The following is a 22903-nucleotide window of genomic DNA, read 5'->3' on the forward strand; positions in this document are numbered from 1 at the left end:
TGAACGCACTGGCATGCTACTCATTTGGAGAATGTAAATGGTACAAAAAAATATAAAGATTCTCGTCGTCGATGACTTTCCCACCATGCGCCGGATCATCAAGAACCTGCTCAAGGATCTGGGATACGAGAATGTAGACGAAGCAGAAGATGGTCAGATGGGCCTGGAAAAACTGCGCAACGGCAATTTCGAGTTCGTGGTCTCTGACTGGAACATGCCGAATCTGGATGGGCTGGAGATGCTCAAGCAGATTCGTGCCGATGCCAATCTGTCCTCTTTGCCTGTGCTGATGGTGACTGCCGAAGCCAAGAAAGAGAACATTATTGCCGCCGCCCAGGCGGGCGCCAATGGCTACGTCGTCAAACCCTTTACCGCCGCAACCCTGGAAGAGAAGCTGAACAAGATCTTCGAGAAAATGGGCGGTTAATACGGAGTACGTCATGGATCCACAGCAAACACCGAATCATCCCGACCCCCAAAGCGTACCGGTTGATCTGGTCTACCGCATCGCCAACCTGACCCGCCTGCTGCGGGAAAGCATGCGCGAACTGGGTCTGGATCAGGCCATTAAAGATGCCGCGCACGCGATTCCGGATGCCCGCGATCGTCTGCACTATGTGGCTCGCATGACCGAGCAGGCCGCTAACCGGGTGCTGAACGCGGCCGAGCAGGTGCGTCCTTTGCAGGAGTCATTGCAGGAGGACGCCCAAGCACTGGATGCCGAATGGGAACAGTGGTTTGAACAGCCCCTGGACCAGGATCAGGCCCGCGAGCTGGTCAAGCGTACCCGCGGTTTCTTGCGCGATGTGCCCGTCAAGGCTCAGCAGACGCAGGAAAATCTGCTGGAAATCATCATGGCCCAGGACTTTCAGGATCTGACCGGGCAGGTGATCACGCGCATGCTGGGTGTGGTCGGCACCATCGAGACCGAACTGGTCCAGGTGCTGGTCGATAATGTGCCCACCGAAAAACGCGAAGAAACTCAAAGCCTTATCAATGGCCCGGTTGTCTCGCCCGTGGCCTCGGAAGTGGTCACCAGTCAGGACCAGGTGGACGATTTGCTGGCGAATCTGGGCTTTTAATCCCCGCCCAAATCCGCTTATCAAGTTCGCTTCAGGAAGGCGCTGCACATTGCAGCGCCTTTTTGCTTGTGGGGAACAGCCTGCTTTTATCGGGCTTTCTCCGCGCTATCAGAGCCGCGACGCTCTTTTAGAATGACCCCGCGGCCTGCAGTGCGAACGCGACATTCGTGCTGGGCGCGTGATTCATTCTTTCAATTCCTGCGTCCTGGCAGTCCATGGCAGAAGACAGCGATCTCGAAAAAACAGAACCGGCCTCACCCCGGCGCCTGGAAAAGGCGCGGGAAGAAGGGCAGGTGGCGCGTTCCAGAGAGCTGACGACTTTCCTGATGCTGCTGGCCGGGATTGGCGGGATCTGGGCCGGGGCCAGCTATCTGTACGAGACCTTTGGCGGTATTGTGCGTCGCAGCGTCTGGTTTGATCCGCGCGTGGCGCATGATCCCAGCGCCATGGTGGTACAGGCGGCCGGTCTGGCGGGCGAGGCGCTCAAGGGGCTGGCGCCCCTGTTCCTGCTGTTGGTGGTGGTCGCGATTTTTGCGTCGATTGCACTGGGCGGCATGAGCTTTAGCGGCAAGGCCTTGCAGCCCAAATTCGAGCGCATGAATCCGGCCAAGGGCATCAAGCGCATGTTTTCCATGCAGACCGTGATCGAGCTGATCAAGACCCTGGCCAAAGCCGGTCTGGTGGGCTCGGTAGCGGTGTATGTGATCTGGACCGAGCGCGAGCAGATGACGGCCCTGATGTATGTGCATCCCACGGCGGCCATTGCCACGGGGATGACGCTGATCATCAAGTGTTGTGCCTTTATCGCCGCCAGCTTGCTGGTGATTGTGTTGATTGATGCGCCCTGGCAGTTGTGGAGCTTTTACAAGAAGCTGCGCATGTCGCGCCAGGACGTGAAGGAAGAGCATAAGGAAAGCGAAGGTGACCCGCATGTGAAAGGGCGCATCCGGCAGCAGCAACGGTCCATGGCCCGTTCGCGCATGATGTCCCAGGTGCCGGGGGCCGACGTGGTGGTAACCAACCCTACGCATTATGCGGTGGCCTTGAAGTATCAGGACGGCAAGAGCGGTGCGCCCCGTGTGGTGGCCAAAGGCACGGGTCTGATTGCTGCCAAGATTCGTGGGCTGGCAGCGGAACACAAAGTGGCCACACTGGAGGCGCCTGCGCTGGCGCGGGCCTTGTACTTCAACGTGGAGCTGGAGCGCGAGATTCCTGTGGACTTGTACTCGGCCGTGGCCGAAGTGCTGGCCTGGGTTTATCAGCTTCGTAACTGGAACAAGGGGCAGGGCGAGCGCCCGATCATGCCCACCCGATTGAAAGTGCCGACAGGCATGGATGAAGGTCCACTGCGTTCGCGCAAACACTAAAAGCAATGAACAATTTTTTTGCCTTACTGAAACAAAACGGTGGTCAACACGCCCGGCTTTTAGCGGGTCCGGTGCTGATCCTCATGGTGATGGCCATGATGATCCTGCCCTTGCCACCGTTTCTGCTGGACCTGCTGTTCACCTTCAACATCGCCCTGGCCGTCATGATCCTGCTGGTGGCCATGTTCACCAAAAAGCCGCTGGATTTTGCGGCTTTCCCGGCGGTGCTGCTGTTTGCCACCTTGTTGCGTCTGGCTCTGAACGTGGCCTCTACCCGAGTGGTACTGATGAACGGCCACAAAGGCCCGGATGCTGCCGGTCAGGTGATTGAGGCTTTTGGCCACTTCCTGGTGGGCGGTAACTTTGCCGTGGGTCTGATCGTGTTCGTGATTCTGGTCATCATCAACTTTGTGGTGATTACCAAGGGCGCGGGCCGTATTGCGGAAGTGGGTGCACGCTTTACTCTGGATGCCTTGCCGGGCAAGCAGATGGCTATTGATGCCGACTTGAACGCCGGTCTGATTGGTGAGGACGATGCGCGTCGTCGTCGTACCGAAGTGTCGCAAGAAGCCGAGTTCTACGGCTCCATGGACGGTGCCAGCAAGTTCGTGCGCGGGGACGCGGTGGCGGGCCTGCTCATCATGGTCATCAACGTGATTGGTGGTCTGATTATTGGTGTCTTGCAGCACGACCTGTCCTTCTCGGAAGCGGGCCGTGTCTACACCCTGCTGACGATTGGTGACGGTCTGGTGGCCCAGATTCCAGCCCTGATCATTTCTACTGCCGCCGGTGTGGTGGTGTCGCGCGTGGCCACGGACGAAGACGTGGGCCAGCAAATGGTCAGCCAGCTTTTCCGCAATCCCATGGTGCTGTATATCACTGCCGGGATTCTGGGTTTGATGGGTTTGATTCCCGGCATGCCCAATCTGGTGTTTCTGTTGCTGGCTGCGATCTTGGGTGCCGGTGCCTGGATGATGCAAAAGCATCAGCTCGAACAGCAGCAGCAAACCAGTGAACCCGACGATCAAGTCCTGGCTGCGGCGGATTCTGCCGCCAGTGAAGCCAGCTGGAATGACGTGTCCATGGTGGACCCCTTGGGTCTGGAAGTGGGCTATCGCCTGATCTCCTTGGTAGACCATGCACAAAATGGCGAGCTGCTGCATCGTATCCGCAGCTTGCGTAAGAAGTTTGCGCAGGAAGTGGGCTTTCTGCCGCCGGTGGTCCACATTCGGGACAATCTGGAACTGAAACCCAACGACTATCGCATCCTGCTGGCCGGGGTGGAAATTGGTCGTGGCACCGCCACGCCGGGGCAGTGGCTGGCCATTGATCCTGGTGGCGTCACCATGAAATTGCCCGGCACGCCCACCACCGACCCGGCCTTCGGTTTGCCTGCCGTGTGGGTGGATGTCAGCATGCGTGAGCAGGCACAGATTGCGGGCTATACCGTGGTAGATGCCAGCACGGTGATTGCTACGCATATCAACCACTTGCTGCATCGTCACGGGGCCGATTTGCTGGGCCGTCAGGAAGTGCAGCAGTTGCTGGATCACGTGGGTCGCGAAGCGCCCAAGCTGGTCGAAGATTTCGTACCGCAAACCCTGTCCCTCAGCCTCTTGCTCAAGGTCTTGCGTGGTCTGCTGGCTGAAGATGTACCGATTCGCGATATGCGCAGCATTGTGGAAACGCTGGCTGAACATGCACCGCGCATTCTGGCTCCCGGCGCGGTTCAGCCTGGCCAGGAGGCAGGCGAACTGCTCGCGGTTTTACGCGTGGCCTTGGGCCGAGCCATTGTGCAGCAGTGGTTCCCCGGCGAGGGCGAGTTGCGTGTGATTGGTCTGGATGCTCGCTTGGAGCGGGTCATGACCCAAGCCTTGACCAGCAGCGGTGCGCTGGAGCCGGGTCTGGCCGAATCGGTGCTGACCGATGCCATGCGCGCGGCCCAGTTCCAGGAAGAACATGGGGACCCGCCCGTGCTGGTTGTGCCGCCTATTTTGCGGGCCACCTTGTCGCGCTTCTTGCGTCACCACATTCCACAACTGGGTGTCTTGTCCAACGCTGAAATTCCTGAAGAACGCATCCTTCGGGTCACCACCATTATTGGTCAGTCTGAATGAATATAAGTCGCTTTTTTGGTAGTACCAGCCGGGAAGCCATGCGTCAGGTGCGCATCGCTTTGGGCCCCGATGCCTTGATTGTGTCCAACCGTCGTGTGAATGGCGGGGTGGAGATTCTGGCTACCGATTCCAGCTCGGTTCCCGGTGGTGCCACTGAACGTGTACCCATGCCCAGCAGCACACCGCATCAGGCCGCCGGAATACGTCAGCAGGAAATGGCAGCGCCACCGGCTGCCGACAATGTGATGGGTGCAATTGGAGCCTTGCGTGGTGCCTTGGAAGGGCGCATGGACGATCTGGTCTGGAGTCACCAGATGCGTCGCTCGCCAGTAGCGGTAAATCTGTTTCAGAGCCTTTTGTCGCAAGGCTTCAGTACCGCTTTGCTGCGTGCCATGCTCAAGCGCTTGCCCGAAGAGCTGGGCGCGCGTGCCGCCTTGCAATGGGTGCGCACAGAGCTGGAAACCCATTTGCCAGTACTGCGCTCCGAGGATTCCTTGTGGCAGCCCGGCTTGGCCCTGGCTCTGGTGGGCCCCACGGGTGTAGGCAAGACCACTACACTGGCCAAATTGGCTGCGCGTGCCGTGCGTCGCTTCGGTCCCGATAAAGTGGTTTTGCTGACTACCGATACCTACCGGATCGGCGCCCACGAGCAACTGAAAATTTATGGCGACCTGATGCGGGTAGCCGTGCATATTGTGCAGGACGTGGCGCAACTGCGTAGCGTGATGCTGGGCGTGCGGCCTGATCAGGTAATCCTGATCGACAATATGGGCATCAGCCAGCGCGACCGCTATGTGCGAGAACAGGCTGCCTTGCTGGCCGGTGCCGGACGCCGGGTGCAACGCTTGCTGGTGCTGAATGCTGCCAGCCAGGGCGATACCCTGGACGAAGTGGCCCGTAGCTATACGCAGGACGGTGGTACACCGCTAAGCGGCTGCATCATCTCCAAAGTGGATGAAGCCATCAAGCTGGGCGGCCCGCTGGATACAGCCATCCGTTTCAAGCTGCCTATTCATTACGTGTCCAACGGCCAGAAAGTGCCCGAGGATTTGCGCTTCATGAGTCCCGCCGAACTGGTCGACTCTGCCTTGCAGGTGCGTGAGAACCAGCGCCCCTTGTACGCCCCCAGTTCTGGCGATCTGGCTGCCTTGCTGGAAAGCGGTGGTCAGTCTGCCCAGGAACAACAGGCCGAAGAAGAACGCCGTGCACGCGTTTTGCCGCGCCTTTTGTCGGCTGCATCTGCTGGTGGCCCTATCGCTTTGGAACAGGCCCGTCGTGCAGCCGCGGATCTGGACGAACGTCTGGCCTGCGCGGAAGCCTACGACTTCTGGCGCGATCTGCATGCACAAAATGCTCCCGTTCAGGACGGAGCAGCGGCACAACGTGCCGAAAGCTTGATGCGCGCCGCGTGTCAGGAAGTCAGCGAAGGCAATGTGTCCCGTCTGCTGGTGATCCACGCCGATCATCAGCCTGCCGGAAGCCAGGAGCAATGCTCGTTCAGCTTTCTGTTCAGTCCCAAAGGACAGGCGTTAAGCGTCCCGTACTATCAGCGCCAGACGCCATCGCAATGGTCGGATGTGCGTGGTGTGCGCAGCATGGAGCGACCTGGCCCGACACAGGCACTGAATCAGGCCATGCAGGTCTTGAACGCTCAGGCTCAGCCTGTGAACCTGCTGCATATTTTTGAAGGCGGCTCGCCCACTATGTGGCGGCAATGGGCTGATATGGAAGCTGACTGGCTGGCCCTGATTCCGGGTGCGACTTCCTTGTGGCACAAGGACGGCAAGACCACGCCCAACGCCCTTGGCAAGCAACTGGCCTTCCACGCGATCCCCGATCTGGCAGCACGCCTGCATCTGGAAACGCTGGGCCGTGCCAAGCAGGGTGAGATCGCCCTGTGGTACGCCGTCGAGCCCGTGCAGTTGCGACAACGCAATGCCGAACCTGTGCATCTGGATCTGATCATCCTGCGCACTGTCCGTCGTCACGACGGTAAAGTGCTGAAAACCCGCTTTGCCTTGATGCACCAACGCGCAGGCTCCGAGGCCATCGCCCCGGCCAGCCTGGCCTGCTACATGATGCTGCGTAGCGAAGTGCAGGAAATGACGCGCTTGCTCAGCACCGTGCGCGGCATTCTGCCCGCCAGCAATTCCGAGTTTGAAGAAGAGCTCAACCTGCTGGCCGCCGCCCAATTGACGCTGGCCTCCTGGGACTTGTTGCAAGCGCCGGATAATCTGGGTGTACGCCAACTCAGCGCACGCTTGCTGGGCAAACCAAGCCTGAAGTCTGGCCAGTCGGTCGATGCGCTGGTGAAGATGCTGGTGCTGAAAGAAGCGATGAGCTAAATCCAGCGAGATTGAAAAAGCCTGCCGTGTGGCAGGCTTTTTCATTTCAAGCGCTGCAAATTGCTGCTTAGTCCCTGGAAGATGGTGTCTTTGACGTGTTCAGGGAAATGCGCTGGCAATCGTGCCGAGACATTTTGAATGGCTGGCTCCACAAGCTGGTGAAGATCTCCGATCAAGGATTCCGTGGCTTGCTGTCCTATATAGGTTTTTCCTACGGCAAGCCAATGCCTGAGAAGCATTTCCTGCATCTTGTAGCGAGTATTGCTGCTGCGTAGTGCCATCGCCATTTTGACGCGCTGAATAGGACATTGATTGTGTTTTGTGCCTACCCAAGGCCAGGCCGAGAGCACATCGTAAAGTGGTGCCAGACGGAAATAGCCGCCAGGTTCTATGGCCAGACTGAAGTTTTTGGCATGGCCATCTGGGGCGGCCAGCAAGTAGAAGGCTAACAAGGTTTTGAAGAAAGCCTGTCGGTCAGCCAGAGCATTGGACGAGCCGGATAAGACCTGCATGATGGTATGGATGCCAGGGCCACCGTCGGATTCGTATTTGGCATGCGAGGGCAAACCGCTTGCCTGTAACAGGTCTTCATGGGGCAGACGTATCAAATGACCATGACGGCTCCAGACACGGTCAAAGCGCACCACGATGAGAACCTTTTGATCTTCAAACTGGCCAATTTGGGTGTGGGCGACATTCAAGCCCAGTTCTTTGAGCAGCTCCATGCAGAGCCATTCGTTTTCCACCGAGTGGCTCAGATCAAAGCGGACATTGCCCGCCAATCCCAAGGGGAGTTTGAAGATGTGTGAGCTGGGTGTCGATCCCTGGGGAATGTGCCATTGGCCTTGATGCCGTAGCAGGGCCGTTTTTTCCTGGGCACCTGCCAGCGAAAAACGAAAGTCTTCGGGGGCCAGATCCTGGCGGGCGGTCATTGTGCCGCGCAAATGTTCGGCAACGTCACTTTCGGTGAGAGGGCGGGCCGTGAGGGTGTGAATATCCGGCGCTGGAGAGTTCTCCGGCAGAAGTTGCACGGCACCAGCAGCATCCCGACCTATTGCTTCCAGCAAGGCAAACGTTTCCAGCGAAGGGGTTTTGAAGCGGGAGGCGATGCGTTGGCGAATCTCGGGATTGTCGGGGAGCAGATTGTCAAAGTAGTTGTCTACGACCTCGCCACGGAGTGCTTCATTATTGAATGTAAAGGGCAGGGATAGAGACAGCGGCCGGCCTTGTGGATGGGCGATCCAGTCTGGCGCGTAGCTAAGTTGTGATGGGCCGCGGGCAGGCTTATGCCACTTTCCAACGAAGAGACCATTCATCCACAGGTCCAGAACAGGCATCACCACTCCATAGATTCAGGTTTGTCAGGCTCGTGAGCATCAATAATGGAGATCTTGGCTTCCAGGACGGCCAGAACCGAAAACAGGTTTTTAAGCGATAGGCCAGACGCGTCATTTTCCATGCGCGAAATGGCTTGCTGCGTTGTGTTCAGCTTGTCTGCCAGCTCTATCTGACTCCAGCCTTTGCGCTTGCGCAGCGAGCGGATGAGCTTGGGCATTTGCTCCGGGCTGTGCAGTGCAATGGCGTCTAGTCTTGTTGGCATCGCCTGGCTCCTGTGAATTCAAAATACAATAAATTTGATGTATTTTAAATATACATCGTTTTTGGTGTATTCAAAGAATACATCATATTTAATGTAATGGAGTTCAGGCATTCAGACGTTCAGCCCTTGTACCTTAGCGTGGCTTGCAGCGTTCTCCGTGTTCAGGCAGGACAAAAAAAGCGCCAACTATTTAGTTGGCGCTTTCAATATTCGGCATGTCGCTATTGGCGTCTGTTCAGTCCTATACCTTCAAACTCAAGGAAGACTGCGTATTCTGCGTCTTGCCAGATGCGTCGTAAAAGGTATTGCGGCCCGTGAAGGCTTCCAGGGCGTCCAGGTTTTGCTGGGTGTCCACCAAAAAGGTATCAACCAGAATGCGGTTATTGTCGCTGGCGTTGCGTACTTTCTCGCTCAGCTCGATCAACTGTTCCAGTTCTTGTTCCAGTTCGTCTTCTTCGGCAGCGTAGCGCAGGCCCTGGATGTTGTTTTCCAGCTCGCGCTCTTGCAGGAGTTGGGCGCGGGCCTGGTCCTGTTGCTCGATACGTTCAACCAGCTGATATTTGCGCAGGGTGATCTGGGCCAGTTCCTGTGGCTCGAAGCTGCGCAGCAGCAGGGTGTTTTCTTCTACCAATAGCTGCTCGAAATCCAGCAGGGTTTGGCGTTGATCGGCAAGACAGGTTTGCAAAGACATGGCCGTTTCGGGTGAGTTACTTGAGAAGATCGCGCACGGAGGCAATCAGGGAGTCGGCAATCCGACTGGTATCAATCTTGAGCTCGCCGGCTGCAATGGCCTCGCGCAAGGCCTCGACTTTTTTCATGTCGACATCGGCGCTGCTGTCTTGCAGGGAATTGAGCTGGCGGGCTGCAGCGCTGAAGTCCACTTCGTTGGTGCTGCTGCTGTTGTTGTACGCTTGGCGCGCACGAGGGGATGCCGTGCTGCGTTCTGCGGCAGACGTTTCAGCAAGGGGTGTCTTGAGGGGGGAGGGGCTGATCTTCACGTGTTTCTCCGTGCGGCCTGTTCTTTGCGTTGATCTTGTAACGGCGCTCTGGACGCAAACTTTAGCATGCTCATCCGATTTAGTTTAGAGAACGACCTGAACCGTGGACGCATCCAGTACCGTGGCTGAAATCACTTGCCCCGAACTGGCCTTGATCTGAATCTGGGTGCCTGGCGAGCCGCTTTGCAGCGCCTGGCCTTCGCCGGTAGCCACAAACCCCATGCCGCGCGCAATGGTGCGCACCATCTGGCCACGTGTCACTGACTGCGGATCGCGCAGCGCCGAGGCCCGTATCGCATTGCCCAAAGGAATGCGCTGGCTGGCGACATAACCAATGATCTGGTTGGGATCAATCACCACGCCATTGGCCAGCGCCAGCAAATCCCCCTCGCGCTCGACCAGATCGTCCTGATTGATGGTCTCGCCCGGATTGATGCGGCGGTTGGTGACGTAATAGTGTCCCTGAATGGACAGCGTGGCACCAATGGAGGTGCTCCAGCTTTGCGGGCTCAGGCAGCGCACGCCAATGCTCATGCGCGATCGCAGGCGCTGGCCGCTGGGCAGAAAAACCTGGTTCTGGGTGCAGGCGGGCATGGCGTTCAGGCGCGCGGTGTCCAGAGTGATCGTAGCGATCCCGGGATACATCTGCGCCTGCTTGAGCAGATAGTCCTGCGCCTGGTCCTGCATGGCTTGCACGCTCAGTGCCTGAACGCTCTCTTGAGCGCGCACGTTCGCTGTCGCACCCAGGGCGAACAGGCATACGCAGATCAGGAGTCTATATAAGGTCATGACTGAATTTTACGGACTCAGCCGCCAGGTCAAGAGCTGAACTGGCCGATAAATAGCGTTTTGTTCCCTGATTTGTGAAGCAGTGCCTCTGGCTACCATTCTGTTATGGCGGTGAAAAGGCGTGCGCGCGTTCACCTGGATCTCAAACTTGAACACAGAATATTGGCTTGACTCCATGATTGATCGCATCGGTGAGCACCTGAAGTTTTACCAGACGGCCCTGGCTGTGCGCCAGGAGCGCCAGGAGGTTCTGGCCTCCAATATTGCCAATGCCGACACGCCTAACTACAAGGCCCGGGATATGGACTTTACGGCCACCCTGAAGGCCGCTTTAGGGGGGCAGGGCCAGATGGCATTGCCCAATACCAACCTGTCCCTGACCTCGGCCCGCCATATTCCCGCCCAGGCTACCCGTCCGCCCAGCACGGACGAGTTGCTCTACCGCGTTCCTGTGCAACCTTCTCTGGACGGCAATACGGTCGAGATGGATGTGGAACGCATGCAATTTGCCGATAACACCTTGCACTATCAAAGCACGATCAACCTGGCTTCCCAGCGCTTGAAAGGCTTGATGGCGGCCTTGCAACAGTAATAGCGAGTCTTCATGTCCAGTTTCAGTATTTTCCAGATTGCCGGTTCTGCCCTGACGGCACAATCGCAGCGCTTGAACGTGTCGGCCAGCAACCTGGCTAACGCCGATAGCGTGGTCGGACCCGATGGCCAGCCCTACAAGGCCCGCCAGGTGGTGTTTCAAATGACGCCGCAGGGCAATAGCCCCGTGGGTGGCGTGCAAGTGGTGGGTGTGCAGGAAAGCGATGCACCCGGCCGTCTGCAATACGACCCCGGCAATCCTTACGCCGACGAACAGGGCTACGTGACCCTGCCCAATGTGGATGTGGTGGCCGAGACCGTCAATATGCTGGCCGCCTCGCGTTCCTATCAGGCCAATGTGGAAGTGGTGAACACCTCCAAGAACCTGATGTTGCGCACCCTGACCATTGGTCAGTAAGCCGGTTTACGGAAGATAAAGCATGAGCACAGTCAATAACGATCGCACCGCCCTGGACCCCACTGCAGGGGCGATGGCCGGGGTGGATGCCCGCAACAAAAGCGCCATGGCAGAAACGGAAGACCGCTTTCTGACCATGCTGATTACGCAACTGCGCAATCAGGACCCGCTCAACCCCATGGATAACGCCCAGGTCACGACCCAGATGGCGCAGATGTCCACGGTGGCGGGGATTCAGCAATTGAATAACACCTTGCTGGCCGTGGCCGGGCAGATGGACGTCAGCCAGTCCATGCAGGCCGCCAATCTGATTGGCAAGCAAGTGCTGGTGCCGGGCGCGAAAGTGTCTCTGGGAACCAGTCAGGATGGCGAAAAAGTGGCCATGCCCTACGGCATTGATCTGGTCAGCGGGACGACCTCGACCGTGGTGCAGATCAAGGACAGCAGCGGCAAAGTGGTTCGTGAATACGATCTGGGTGCCAAAGACGCGGGTGTGTACTCGCTGGAGTGGGATGGCCTGGATAACGATGGTTCACCGCTGGCCGACGGTTCGTACACCGTCAGCGTATTGGCCAGTAATGACGGCACAGCCGTCACAGCCAGCCCATTGACGCATGGCAAGGTCGATAGCGTGGCTTATACCTCCAGCGGTTTGATGCTGGATCTTGGCCTGGCGGGTTCGTTCTCCCTGCTGGACATACGCAAAATCATGTAAGCGCCGCTTGCCCCAAAAGCGGGCTGGGCCAACACGACATTAAAAGGAAAGTTCATGAGCTTCGGACAAGGATTGAGTGGCTTGAACGCCGCCTCCCAAAACCTGGATTCTATTGGTAATAACATCGCCAACTCGGGCACGGTAGGCTACAAGTCCTCGACTGTGCAGTTTGCTGACGTGTATGCCAACTCGCGTATCGGTCTGGGTGTGCAGGTATCGCGTGTCAGCCAGCGCTTCTCGGTCGGCAATATCAGCAACTCGGGCAATATGTTCGACATGGCCATTGATGGTGCAAACGGTTTGTTCCGTCTGGAGCAAAGCAACGGCGCGGTACTGTTCTCGCGTAATGGCCAGTTCTATCCGGACCAGGCAGGCTATCTGATTAACGCTCAGGGGCATTATCTGACCGGCTACGGCCCAGGCAGCAGCCAGCTGCAACGCCTGCAAGTGCCTTCGGCCAACGTGCCTCCCAAAGCCACCACCGCCCTGGAATTCAAGCCCAACCTGCCCGGTGGTGCCGAAGCAATTCCAACGACCAAAACACAGCAAAAAACCGATGCCAATGGCGATCTGGTTTTCAAGCCCAAGCTGGATGCCAACGGCAATCCTGAAATGACGCCCAAGCTGGATGCCAATGGTAATCCTGTTCTGGACGGCAGCGGTAACCCTGTCATGGAACCCGTGATGGAGCCAGACATGGAAACCGTGGCGGTCAACGTGTTTGATCCCAAAGATTCCACCACTTACAGCAATTCATTCAGCTACTCCGTCTACGATTCGCTGGGTAACAGCCACGAGATTTCCCAATACTTCGTCAAGCGTCCCCCCAATGGGGCCGGCGAGAGTGTGTGGGAGGTGTACTACATGGAAGGCAGCAAACCCTTGTCGCCTGCCAGCGCAACCATGACCTTTAACGGTTCGGGCGTGATGACCAGCCCCAATCCGGCGACCGTCAGTGTGACCCTGGCCAATCCCGGCGGCAATGCCTCGCCTGCGGATGATCTGGTGTTCGAGATGCGTTACACCGGCACCACCCAGTTCGGTGGCGAGTTCGCCAAGGGCAAGCCTTACCAGGATGGTTACGCCACCGGTGAGTACGCTGGCATGAATATTGACAAGGACGGCACCATGGTTGCGTCCTACACCAACGGTGCAACGCAGCGTCTGGGTTCCCTGGTTCTGGCCGACTTCAGCAACCTGCAAGGTCTGAGCCCCGTGGGCGGTAACGCCTGGGTCGAGACCGGCGCATCGGGTCAGCCTATCCTGGGTCGTCCCGGCGAGAACGGTCTGGCCACGATCAAGGGTCAGGCGGTGGAAGAGTCCAACGTGGACATGGGTCAGGAACTGGTCAATATGATTATTGCCCAGCGTACCTACCAGGCTAATGCCCAGACCATCAAGACGCAGGATCAGGTTCTGCAAACCCTGGTCAACCTGCGTTAAGAGCTGTCATGGATCGCCTGATTTATACCGCCATGAATGGCGCCCAGCGCACGCTGGAGCAACAAGACGTCATTACCAACAACCTGGCCAACGTGAACACGTCCGGTTTTCGCCAGCAGTTGGCGTATTACCGTTCTGTGCCTGTCACTAGTGATGTGGGCTCGCAAACCCGCGTCGGTACGGCCACGGTGACACCGGGCAGCCGTTTTCAGCCCGGTGCCATGGCCGAGACCGGCAACGCGCTGGATGTGGCCATTGCGGGCGAGGGCTGGTTTGCCGTCCGTGCGCTGGATGGCCAGGAAGCCTATACGCGGGCAGGCGATCTGGTGGTCAACGCCCAGAACCAGCTGGTGACACAAGGTGGCTTGCCCGTGCTGAGTGCGGATGGTCAGGCCATTGAAATCCCGGATCGCGGTTCGATCACCTTCTCCAGCGACGGTCAGTTGACCGCGCTGGGAGCGGGGGACAACCCGCGCGACATCCAGGTGATGGGTCAGTTGAAGATGGTCAATCCTCCCTCCGCCGATTTGCTGCGCGGTCAGGATGGTTTGTTTCGCATGAGTAATGGAGCGCCAGCCCCGGTTGATCCTTCGGTGCGCATGGTTTCCGGCTTTATCGAGAAAAGCAACGTGAACCCGGCTGAAGCGATGGTGGCCATGATTGCCAATGCGCGTCGCTTTGAAACCCAGATGAAGGTCATCCAGGACGCCAGCGCACGCGAAGATCGGGCCAATTCTCTACTTTCATTTAATGGCTAAGCCGCGCCCATAGCGCCGGCATTAGCTTCAAGGATTACACACACATGATTCGCTCTCTGTGGATTGCCAAGACCGGTCTGGAAGCCCAGCAGACCAATATGGACGTTATCTCCAATAACTTGGCCAACGTGAATACCACCGGCTTCAAACGTACCCGTGCGGTGTTTGAAGACCTGATGTACCAAACCATCCGTCAGCCCGGCGCTCAAGTCGGTGCCGCCAACCAGCTGCCTACCGGCTTGCAGGTTGGTACCGGTGTGCGCACCGTGGCGACCGAGCGTATCCATACCCAAGGTGACATGAAGCACACGGGCCACAATATGGACATCGCCATTCAGGGCAGCGGTTTCCTGCAAGTGGAAATGCCGGACGGCACGTTTGCCTACACACGCGACGGTAGCTTGCAGCGTGACCAGAATGGTCAGCTGGTGACTGCTGGCGGTTACCCCATTCAGCCTCCCATCAATATTCCTGATAACGCGCTGGAACTGACGATTGGCCGTGATGGCACCGTGTCGGTGACTCAGCCTGGTGCAGCCGGTACGAGTGTGGAAGTGGGCCAGTTGCAACTGAGCACCTTCGTGAATCCGGCCGGCCTGCAAAGCATGGGCGAGAACCTGTACATCGAAACCGATGCTTCGGGTGCCGCCAACTTCCTGCAACCCGGCATGGACGGTGCAGGTCTGGTCATGCACAAGTACAACGAAACCTCCAACGTCAACGTGGCCGAGGAACTGGTCAATATGATCAGCACCCAGCGCGCCTACGAAATCAACAGCAAGGCCGTTTCCACGGCTGACCAGATGCTGGCTCGCCTGACACAGCTTTAAATCTAAAGAGATCGTGACAATGTTCCAAGCTCTGATGAGCCGTCTTGCCTTGTGCGCGCTGGTGATCCTGTCCGGTTGTGCGCTGGTGCCCCCTGAAGATGTGGTAACCGGCCCCCTGACGGCGGCCCCGCCACCGGCGGTGCCTGCAGCCGTGGTGGCCAATGGCTCTATCTACCAGCCCTCGGCTTACGGCAACTATCCGCTGTTTGAAGACAGACGGCCACGTAATGTGGGCGACATTGTCACGATCATGATCCAGGAACGCACCAACGCGGCCAAGAACGTCTCGACCAATACGGATCGGACAGGCAGCGGTGGCCTGGACTTTACGGGCGTCCCGGCCTTTCTGCCGAACGAAGTGGGCAGCAAGCAGAACTTTGAAGTCAGCGGCGCGAACAAGGCCCAGGGCAAGGGTTCCAGCCGTGCCGACAATACCTTCAGCGGCACTTTGACAACAACGGTGGTCGGCGTGTTACCCAATGGCAACTTGCAGGTGGCCGGTGAAAAGCAGATCGCCATTAACCGTGGCAGCGAGCACATTCGCTTCTCCGGTGTGGTGGACCCGCGTTCCATTACTGGCAGCAATACGGTGTCCTCCACCCAGGTGGCCGATGCCCGCATCGAGTTTCGTAGCAAAGGGGTTATGGACGAAGTCCAGACCATGGGTTGGCTACAGCGTTTTTTCCTGAATATTTCTCCGTTCTGAGCCTTTTGCTTGTTATGGCGTTTTCCATGAGTCGTACTCGTTTTTCTTCTTATCGCCATGTGCTGCAAGCAGCCATGCTGGCGGCGGGCCTGTTGCTGGCTCCGGCCAGTCAGGCCGAGCGTATCAAGGATCTGGCATCCATTCAGGGCGTGCGTGACAACCCGCTGATCGGCTACGGCCTGGTCGTGGGTCTGGATGGCAGCGGTGACCAGGTGCGTCAGGCTCCGTTCACCCAGCAAAGTCTGACCAATATGCTGTCCCAGCTGGGGGTGACGATTCCCCAGGGCAGCAATATGCAGCTCAAGAACGTGGCGGCCGTGATGGTGACGGCCCGTTTGCCTGCCTTTGCCCGTCCGGGCCAGGGCGTGGATGTGGTCGTGTCCTCCATGGGTAATGCCAAGAGTCTGCGTGGCGGCACCTTGCTGATGACACCGCTGAAAGGCGCTAACGGTCAGGTCTACGCCATTGCCCAAGGCAACTTGCTGGTGGGTGGGGCAGGGGCCGAAGCGGGTGGTTCCAGCGTACAGGTCAACCAGCTTAATGGCGGCACGATTCCTGGCGGCGCAACGGTCGAGCAAAGTGTGCCCACGACCTACGCCCGGGACGGCGTGATCAATCTGGAAATGAATTCCTCGGATTTCGGTACAGCCCAGAACGTGGTGGCGGCCTTGAACAAGCAGTTTGGTCCTTCCACCGCAACGGCGCTGGATGGCCGTTTGATTCAGGTGCGCGGTCCTTTGGACCCGCAGGCTCAAACCGCCTTTATTTCGCATGTTGAAAACCTGCAAGTGAATCTGCCACCGGCACGTGCTCGTGTGGTGATCAATGCTCGTACCGGCTCGGTGGTCATGAACCGCACGGTAACGATTGATGAAGCCGCCATTGCCTACGGCAATCTGTCTGTGGTCATCAGCCGTCAACCGCAAGTCAGTCAGCCGGATACACCGTTTGGTGGTGGTCAGACCGTGGTGGCTGACAGCACCCAGATTGAAATGCGCAGTGATAGCGGCTCCCTGCAACGCGTCAAGACCAGTGCCAATCTGGCCGATGTGGTCCGCGCCTTGAATGCCTTGGGTGCCACCCCTCAAGACTTGTTGTCCATTTTGCAGAACCTGAAAAGCGCGGGCGCTTTGCGGGCTGATTTGGAGATCATCTAATGAGTGTGCAGTACTTCCCACCTCCAGGATCGGGAACACAGGTTTCGATTTTTGACCCGCAACAACTGGCTCAACTGCGTCGGCAAGCCGGGCAGGACGGCCAGAATCAGGCCACCCAGCTGCAAGTGGCTCGTCAGTTCGAATCCCTGTTCATTCAGAATATTTTGAAGCAGGCGCGGGCCGCCAATCCCGAAGGTGGCATGTTTGATACGCAGTCGGTGCGCATGGCGCAAAGCCTGGGTGATGAGCAACTGGCCATGCAATTGGCTGACCCTGGCATTGGCCTGGCCAAAGCCTTGCAAGCGCAGATGAGCGGGCAGGACAGCGAGCCTTTTGGTGCTGCGTCCTACGACCCGGAAGCGGCACATTCACGCCGTGCGGATCTGCGTTCGCGCATGCCCAATGACCGTTCCATTGATGCGGCCTCCATTGCCGAGCTGATCGACAAGCTCAGCAATAACAACACCGTGCAGCGCGTGTACTCCTCGATTCAGGGCGCGCCCAACCATATTCGCCAGTTTGTGGACCGCATGAACACGGCCGCAAAAGTGGCCGCCGAAGACAGTGGTGTACCCGCCAAGCTGATCTTGAGTCAGGCGGCGCTGGAGTCAGGCTGGGGCAAGCGTGAAATCATGCACGCGGATGGCTCCACCAGCCACAACCTGTTTGGTATCAAGGCCACCCCGTCCTGGAAGGGCAAGACGGTGGAAGTCATGACGACGGAATATCAGAACGGCGTGGCGCGCAAAATGACGCAGACCTTCCGTGCTTATGACTCCTATGCCGAGTCGTTTGCGGACTATGCGCGCCTGATCGGTAATAACAAACGCTATGAAAGCGTAAAACAAGCGGCTTCGCCTCAAGAAGCAGCGCAGCGTATTCAGGATGCGGGCTACGCCACTGACCCCTCCTACGCCAAAAAACTGATCTCCATCATGGCCTACTTTGATGGCGGCAAGTCTTAATTATTGATACAGGTCTAAATATTGCACCAAGGTGGTCGTTAAAAAGCAGCATGTTCATTTTTCGCCTTGGACACTACGGGCCGGGCAGGACAGAAAGGATTTGATATGAATCTCGCCAACCTTGGTATTACCGGCTTGTTTGCCGCTCAAAAGCGCATGCAGGTGACGGGCCACAATCTTAATAATATTGATACCGCTGGCTATAACCGCCAATCGGTCCTGGTTGAGACGGCTGGTTCGGTTGGAAGCGGCAGTGGCTATTACGGCCGTGGCGTGCAGGTGGTCACCGTGCAGCGCTCCTACGACAACTTTCTGTATCAGCAACTGGTGCGCTCGCAAACGGCTGGCGCGGCTCTGGTCAGCTACGGTACGGAAATTGCCCAGCTGGACAATCTGTTCTCGGACCGCACGGTTGGCATCAGCCCCGCTTTGCAAAATTTCTTCAATGGTCTGGAAGCCGTGGCATCGCAGCCTGCTGATCCTTCGGCTCGCCAGGAACTGCTGGGCCGTGCTGAAAGTCTGGCTACCCAGATTCGTGACGCGACGTCCTACATGAACCGCGTCAACGAGAACATCAATACCCAGGTGGGCACCGCCGTTACCCAGATCAACAGCTATCTGGAACGTATCGATAACGTCAACAAACAGATCGTCACCGCCAAAGGCACCACGCCCGGTCACGAGCCCAATGACTTGCTGGACCAGCGTGAACAACTGGTGGCCGAGCTGGGTCAACTGATTGATGTACGTACCGTCGAGCAAGATGGTCGGATGAGCATCACCACAGCGGGCGGACAGATGTTGCTGGGTGGCGAACGTGTTTACCCCTTGCATGCCGTGCGCTCGGCTGAGAATCCCGAGCGTATGGTGGTCGGCTTTACCTCTGCCCTGAATGTGGACGGCAAGATGGTGGTGTCCGAGTTCCGTGAAGGGGCCATTAAAGGTGGCACCTTGGGTGGCCTGCTGCAGTTCCGTCAGGAAAGTCTGGAGCCTGCGATCAATGCGCTGGGCCGTTTGGCAGTGGGCCTGGCTCACACTGTGAACGACATTCATCGTCAAGGTACGGACCTGAAGGGTGACGCTGGCAAAGATATGTTCAGCGTCAGCGGCCCGAAAGTGACCGCCAATGGCAATAACCCGGTCAGCAGCGGTGTTCCTGGTGTGTCTTTTTACAAAGACCCCGTTGATCCGGCTGATCCCAGCAAGGGTTACACCCAGCCAGTCGACAAGCTGACGGGCGACAACTACCGCATCGAGCGTGTGGATGGCCGCTTCCAGCTGCGTAACCTGAGCAGCAATGACGTCACCCCCTTGAACGGTCCGGACAAGAACGGCGGCATTACGCGTGTAGATGGTCTGGAAATTGATGTCTCCAGCCTGAAAACCAAATCCCAGGATGGCGACTCCTGGTTGCTGCAACCCACCGTCAATGCAGGTAGCAGCTTGCAGGTAGAGATCAAGCGTCCGCAGGATATTGCTGCAGCTGACAAAGACACCGGTTCGGCTAACGGTGCCATTGCCCAGAAACTGGCGGACCTGCGCAATACCAAAGTGCTGGCCGACGGTTCTTTGAGCCTGAATGATTCTTTTGGTCAGATCGTGAACCGTATTGCGGTGCAAACGCAGCAAAACGGCACGGCAGCCAAAGCCCAGTTAAAGCTGATCGAGCAAAACTATGCCGCTCAGCAAACCTTGTCCGGCGTGAACAAGGACGAGGAATACATCATGCTTCAGCGTTATCAGGAGCAGTATCAGGCGGCAGCCCGCCTGATTGATGTCAGCTCCCAGATGTTTGACACCCTTTTAGGCCTGCGTAGTTGAGTACGGCTCTTTAGTCTTGAAATTGGAACCTTGCTATGCGTATTAGTTCTTCTCTTTTCTTTCAGACGGGCCTGAACTCGATCAACAAGCAGCAGTCTGATCTGATGCGGGTTTTTCAGCAGATGAGCACGCAAAAGCGTTTGATCACCCCTTCGGATGATCCGCTGGCTTCGGCTCAGACCATTAACCTGGCCCAGTCCCAGGCCATGGACAAGCGCTACGGTGAAAACCGTGAAGTGGCCATGCGTGCTCTGGGTGAAGAAGAAAACCTGCTCAACGCCGTCAACCTGCAGTTGCAAAGCGTGCAGACCCGTCTGGTGGAAGCCTCTACCGGCACCATGTCCGATGCGGACCGCAGCACCCTGGCCACGGTGATGGAAAGTGCGCTGGATACCTTGTTTGGCTTTGCTAATACCAAGGATGGTTCGGGCCAGTACCTGTTCTCCGGGGCCAAAGGCACGACACAGGCCTTTGAGCGCACCGGCAATACCTACAGCTATACGGGCGATACCAATAGCCGTGATATCCAGGTTGAGCAAACCCGTCAAATGGATTCGGCCGATCATGGCCGCACCATTTTCGAGCGTGCCAATCCGGGCTCGACCGCCTATTTCACACAGGCCAATGCCAATACGGGCTCCGCTGTGGTCAGCGCGCCCAATGGCAACTCCTCTTTGGCCGGTGCTGAAGCGAATTACACCATCCGCTTTACCTCCGAAACCGAGTACGACATTGAAGTGAATGGCACGGTTGTCAGCCAGGGCGTACTGGATGAGAACGAGCGTCAGCGTATCAATCTGCCCGGTGGCGTCAGCGTTCAGATCGAAGGCAAGCCCGCCGTGGGTGACAGCTTCGAGGTCAGCTCGGTGGACAGCACCAGCTCGGCTGACATGAATATGTTCAACACCTTGCAGTCGGTGGTTGAAGCCCTGCGCAAACCCGTCAGCGGCGACCCCGCTGCTCAGGCCGAGTTCCGCAACGCGATGAACTCGGCCATGCAGCGTATCGGAGAAAACTTCGATAACGTGCAGACCGTGATTTCCTCGGTAGGTACGCGCATGAACGAAATTGATGCCTTGAGCGCCAACGGCGCGGCTCGTGCCCTGAACTACACCAATGAGCTCTCGCGTCTGGAAGATCTGAACCCTTTTGATGCGTCTACTCAGTTGCAGTTGCGCAAGGCCGCGCTGGAAATGTCGGCCATGGCGTTCCAGACGATTCAGAGCATGAGTTTGTTCAATATGAATCGCTAAGTCTGCGTTCCTTTTTTGGGTGGTTTTTCCTTAACCGGCAGTCAAGCACCACGTGCGGGAATCTTCTATGCTTTTTAAGAATTTGAGTCTAAAGGTCGGCATGACCTTTTGTATTGCTGCTCTGATGGCATTGACAGTGGCCATGGCAGGCTGGGCGCTGTATTACTTTCATGGCCTGCTGGCCTTGGGCTCGGGCGATAAGGTATTGCGCACTCTGCAAGAGCAGCAGAGCATGTTCAATATCGTTCTGACCGTTGTGCTGGTGCTGGCCGTGCTGCTGGGCCTGGCCGCTATCAGCTACTTCTTCCGTCGTGTGGTGCGTCCTTTGGGCGACTTTGCCGCGTATTTTGATGCGATTGCCAAGGGCGATCTGACTCAACGTATCCGCGTGCTGACCGCCAATGAAATCGGTGATCTGTTCGAGTCGCTGGGTCGTATGCAGGAATCCCTGGTCAAGACCACCACCACGGTGCGTTTGGGCCTGGAAGAGATCCACGCCGGTGCGCAGGAAATTGCCCAGGGCAATACTAATATCAGCAGCCGTACCGAAGAGCAGGCCGCTTCCTTGCAGCAGACCGCTGCCAGCATGGAGCAGTTGGCCGGCACCGTTCGCCAGAACGCGGACAATGCCCAGCAAGCCAACCAACTGGCTGCAACCGCATCGGATGTGGCCCATCGTGGCGGCAGTGCTGTCAATGAAGTGGTGGCAACCATGCAAGGCATTTCGGCCAGCTCCAACAAGATTTCCGACATTGTGGGCGTGATCGACAGCATCGCTTTCCAGACCAATATTCTGGCTCTGAACGCGGCTGTGGAAGCGGCGCGTGCCGGTGAGCAGGGCAAGGGTTTTGCCGTGGTGGCCGCTGAAGTGCGAGCTCTGGCTCAGCGCAGTGCCCAGGCCGCCCGTGAAATTACCGCTTTGATTGAAGACTCGGTGCGCAAAGTGACGGAAGGCTCCTCGCAAGTGGAACGTGCCGGTGCCACCATGCAGGAAATTGTGGACTCCGTGCGTCGCGTAACCGACATCATGGGTGAGATTACCGCTGCCACCATTGAACAGTCCTCCGGGATTGATCAGGTGAACCGCGCGGTCTCGCAAATGGATGAAACAACCCAGTACAACGCCCGTCTGGTGGAGCAGGCCGCTCTGGCGTCCTCCGGCCTGAGCGAGCAGGTGACCAAGGTCAACCAGGCCATCGCCTTCTTCCGTTCGCCCGGTACGGAAGTGATTGATGTCAGCGCGCGCCGTGTGGCCAACCGCCGCAGTGTGGCTGCCGCTTCCCCCGAAACAGAACAACGTCGCAGCCCCGCCTTGAACGGCAGTGCCGCGGCCGCCAAAGCCAGCCACTCCACGAAAGGCTTGTCGGCGCCTGCCAAAGCAGCACCGGCTGCCAAGGCCAGCGCTGCCCAGGACGATAGCCAGCGCCTGCTGCGCCCGGACCTGAGCAAGAGCAGCAGCGCCGCTTCGGATGATGATTGGGAGGAGTTTTAATGTCTCGCACCCGACTGAATACCTGGGTCGGGCTGGGACGTAAGACGCTGATAGGCTTGTGCTTGCTAACCCTGGCTGCGTGTGCCACCCAGGGTTCCTCTTTCAAGGCTTCGGGGTTGAATGATCTGATCCTTGGCCAAAGTACTCGTGCCGATGCCGAGCTGTCCTTGCAAGGTCGTCCTCATCAGGTCTACCGGCAGCTCGATGGCAGTGAAATGGCTGTATGGTTCCAGGGCACAACCCTGGCAACAGATGCGGTCTATTTTCGACAGGAACTGTGGCTTCAATTCGATGCCCAGGGGCGTTTCCAGCAAGTGGTCAAACGCAGTCATATTCCTTCCATGTATCGCGAGCAAGCGCGTAGTACCACGACAGGCTCGGTCACGATTGAGCACCCTGGCACGGACATGATCACCATCTTGCCGGTCAGCCACTAGAGTTTTCTTTGGATTTAGC

23 protein-coding genes are annotated in these 22903 nt (G+C 57.7%); 18 read left to right on the forward strand and 5 right to left on the reverse strand.

Going from position 1 to position 22903, the window contains the following annotated elements; genetic code table 11:
• Positions 1–37 precede the first annotated feature (37 nt).
• The 5 genes from cheY to flhF all read left to right on the forward strand — a co-directional run bounded on the left by cheY (position 38) and on the right by flhF (position 6911).
• Positions 38–427 (forward strand): chemotaxis response regulator CheY, encoded by a 390-nt coding sequence (gene cheY / locus DUD43_RS06030; protein WP_153229539.1) that lies wholly within the window; start codon positions 38–40, stop codon positions 425–427.
• A gap of 13 nt (positions 428–440) precedes the next feature.
• Positions 441–1082, forward strand: a complete 642-nt coding sequence (gene cheZ, locus DUD43_RS06035; protein ID WP_153229540.1) for a protein phosphatase CheZ — start codon at positions 441–443, stop codon at positions 1080–1082.
• 215 nt (positions 1083–1297) lie between these two features.
• Positions 1298–2449, forward strand: a complete 1152-nt coding sequence (gene flhB / locus DUD43_RS06040) for a flagellar biosynthesis protein FlhB (RefSeq protein ID WP_153229541.1) — start codon at positions 1298–1300, stop codon at positions 2447–2449.
• A gap of 5 nt (positions 2450–2454) precedes the next feature.
• On the forward strand, positions 2455–4566 hold the full coding sequence (gene flhA, locus DUD43_RS06045; RefSeq protein ID WP_153229542.1) for a flagellar biosynthesis protein FlhA: 2112 nt from the start codon (positions 2455–2457) through the stop codon (positions 4564–4566).
• Positions 4563–6911, forward strand: a complete 2349-nt coding sequence (gene flhF / locus DUD43_RS06050; protein ID WP_153229543.1) for a flagellar biosynthesis protein FlhF — start codon at positions 4563–4565, stop codon at positions 6909–6911. The genes flhA and flhF overlap by 4 nt, the downstream gene beginning before the upstream one ends.
• A 41-nt stretch (positions 6912–6952) precedes the next feature.
• Here flhF and DUD43_RS06055 read toward each other — a convergent pair whose 3' ends face one another.
• The 5 genes from DUD43_RS06055 to flgA form a co-directional block, all read right to left on the reverse strand.
• Positions 6953–8227: a type II toxin-antitoxin system HipA family toxin gene (locus tag DUD43_RS06055; RefSeq protein ID WP_153229544.1), complete on the reverse strand. Its 1275-nt coding sequence runs from the start codon at positions 8225–8227 to the stop codon at positions 6953–6955.
• Between the two features lie 20 nt (positions 8228–8247).
• On the reverse strand, positions 8248–8511 hold the full coding sequence (locus DUD43_RS06060) for a helix-turn-helix domain-containing protein (RefSeq protein WP_052363008.1): 264 nt from the start codon (positions 8509–8511) through the stop codon (positions 8248–8250).
• A 241-nt stretch (positions 8512–8752) separates the two neighbouring features.
• Positions 8753–9202, reverse strand: a complete 450-nt coding sequence (gene flgN / locus DUD43_RS06065; RefSeq protein WP_153229545.1) for a flagellar export chaperone FlgN — start codon at positions 9200–9202, stop codon at positions 8753–8755.
• A gap of 16 nt (positions 9203–9218) precedes the next feature.
• Complete coding sequence (gene flgM, locus DUD43_RS06070; protein ID WP_153229546.1) at positions 9219–9509, reverse strand: flagellar biosynthesis anti-sigma factor FlgM; 291 nt, start codon at positions 9507–9509, stop codon at positions 9219–9221.
• Between the two features lie 84 nt (positions 9510–9593).
• Positions 9594–10298, reverse strand: a complete 705-nt coding sequence (gene flgA / locus DUD43_RS06075; protein WP_153229547.1) for a flagellar basal body P-ring formation chaperone FlgA — start codon at positions 10296–10298, stop codon at positions 9594–9596.
• A 175-nt stretch (positions 10299–10473) separates the two neighbouring features.
• Between flgA and flgB the strand changes: the two genes are divergently transcribed.
• The 13 genes from flgB (at position 10474) to DUD43_RS06140 (ending at position 22884) form a co-directional block, all read left to right on the forward strand.
• On the forward strand, positions 10474–10890 hold the full coding sequence (flgB, locus tag DUD43_RS06080) for a flagellar basal body rod protein FlgB (protein WP_153229548.1): 417 nt from the start codon (positions 10474–10476) through the stop codon (positions 10888–10890).
• Positions 10891–10902: 12 nt separating this feature from the next.
• Positions 10903–11307, forward strand: a complete 405-nt coding sequence (flgC, locus tag DUD43_RS06085; RefSeq protein ID WP_009458120.1) for a flagellar basal body rod protein FlgC — start codon at positions 10903–10905, stop codon at positions 11305–11307.
• A gap of 22 nt (positions 11308–11329) precedes the next feature.
• On the forward strand, positions 11330–12022 hold the full coding sequence (locus DUD43_RS06090) for a flagellar hook capping FlgD N-terminal domain-containing protein (RefSeq protein WP_153229549.1): 693 nt from the start codon (positions 11330–11332) through the stop codon (positions 12020–12022).
• Between the two features lie 54 nt (positions 12023–12076).
• The gene (locus DUD43_RS06095) at positions 12077–13465 is read left to right on the forward strand and encodes a flagellar hook protein FlgE (RefSeq protein WP_153229550.1); all 1389 of its coding nucleotides are present in this window, start codon (positions 12077–12079) and stop codon (positions 13463–13465) included.
• 8 nt (positions 13466–13473) lie between these two features.
• Complete coding sequence (flgF, locus tag DUD43_RS06100) at positions 13474–14223, forward strand: flagellar basal-body rod protein FlgF (RefSeq protein WP_153229551.1); 750 nt, start codon at positions 13474–13476, stop codon at positions 14221–14223.
• Between the two features lie 44 nt (positions 14224–14267).
• Positions 14268–15053, forward strand: coding sequence for a flagellar basal-body rod protein FlgG (flgG, locus tag DUD43_RS06105; RefSeq protein WP_021446824.1), 786 nt, complete (start codon positions 14268–14270; stop codon positions 15051–15053).
• Between the two features lie 19 nt (positions 15054–15072).
• A complete protein-coding gene (locus tag DUD43_RS06110; protein WP_153229552.1) occupies positions 15073–15759 on the forward strand; it encodes a flagellar basal body L-ring protein FlgH in 687 nt (228 codons plus the stop codon).
• Positions 15760–15785: 26 nt separating this feature from the next.
• Positions 15786–16916, forward strand: a complete 1131-nt coding sequence (locus tag DUD43_RS06115; RefSeq protein WP_153229553.1) for a flagellar basal body P-ring protein FlgI — start codon at positions 15786–15788, stop codon at positions 16914–16916.
• Positions 16916–17881: a flagellar assembly peptidoglycan hydrolase FlgJ gene (gene flgJ, locus DUD43_RS06120; protein WP_153229554.1), complete on the forward strand. Its 966-nt coding sequence runs from the start codon at positions 16916–16918 to the stop codon at positions 17879–17881. Before DUD43_RS06115 ends, flgJ begins: the two co-directional genes overlap by 1 nt.
• Before the next feature lie 105 nt (positions 17882–17986).
• Positions 17987–19702, forward strand: coding sequence for a flagellar hook-associated protein FlgK (gene flgK, locus DUD43_RS06125; RefSeq protein WP_153229555.1), 1716 nt, complete (start codon positions 17987–17989; stop codon positions 19700–19702).
• Positions 19703–19737: 35 nt separating this feature from the next.
• Positions 19738–20955, forward strand: a complete 1218-nt coding sequence (gene flgL / locus DUD43_RS06130; protein WP_153229556.1) for a flagellar hook-associated protein FlgL — start codon at positions 19738–19740, stop codon at positions 20953–20955.
• A 67-nt stretch (positions 20956–21022) separates the two neighbouring features.
• Complete coding sequence (locus DUD43_RS06135; protein WP_416202941.1) at positions 21023–22447, forward strand: methyl-accepting chemotaxis protein; 1425 nt, start codon at positions 21023–21025, stop codon at positions 22445–22447.
• On the forward strand, positions 22447–22884 hold the full coding sequence (locus tag DUD43_RS06140) for a hypothetical protein (protein WP_153229557.1): 438 nt from the start codon (positions 22447–22449) through the stop codon (positions 22882–22884). Before DUD43_RS06135 ends, DUD43_RS06140 begins: the two co-directional genes overlap by 1 nt.
• The last annotated feature ends 19 nt before the right edge of the window (positions 22885–22903 follow it).

Origin of the sequence: Alcaligenes faecalis (assembly GCF_009497775.1) — a bacterium.
Classification (GTDB): Bacteria; Pseudomonadota; Gammaproteobacteria; order Burkholderiales; family Burkholderiaceae_B; genus Alcaligenes; species Alcaligenes faecalis_D.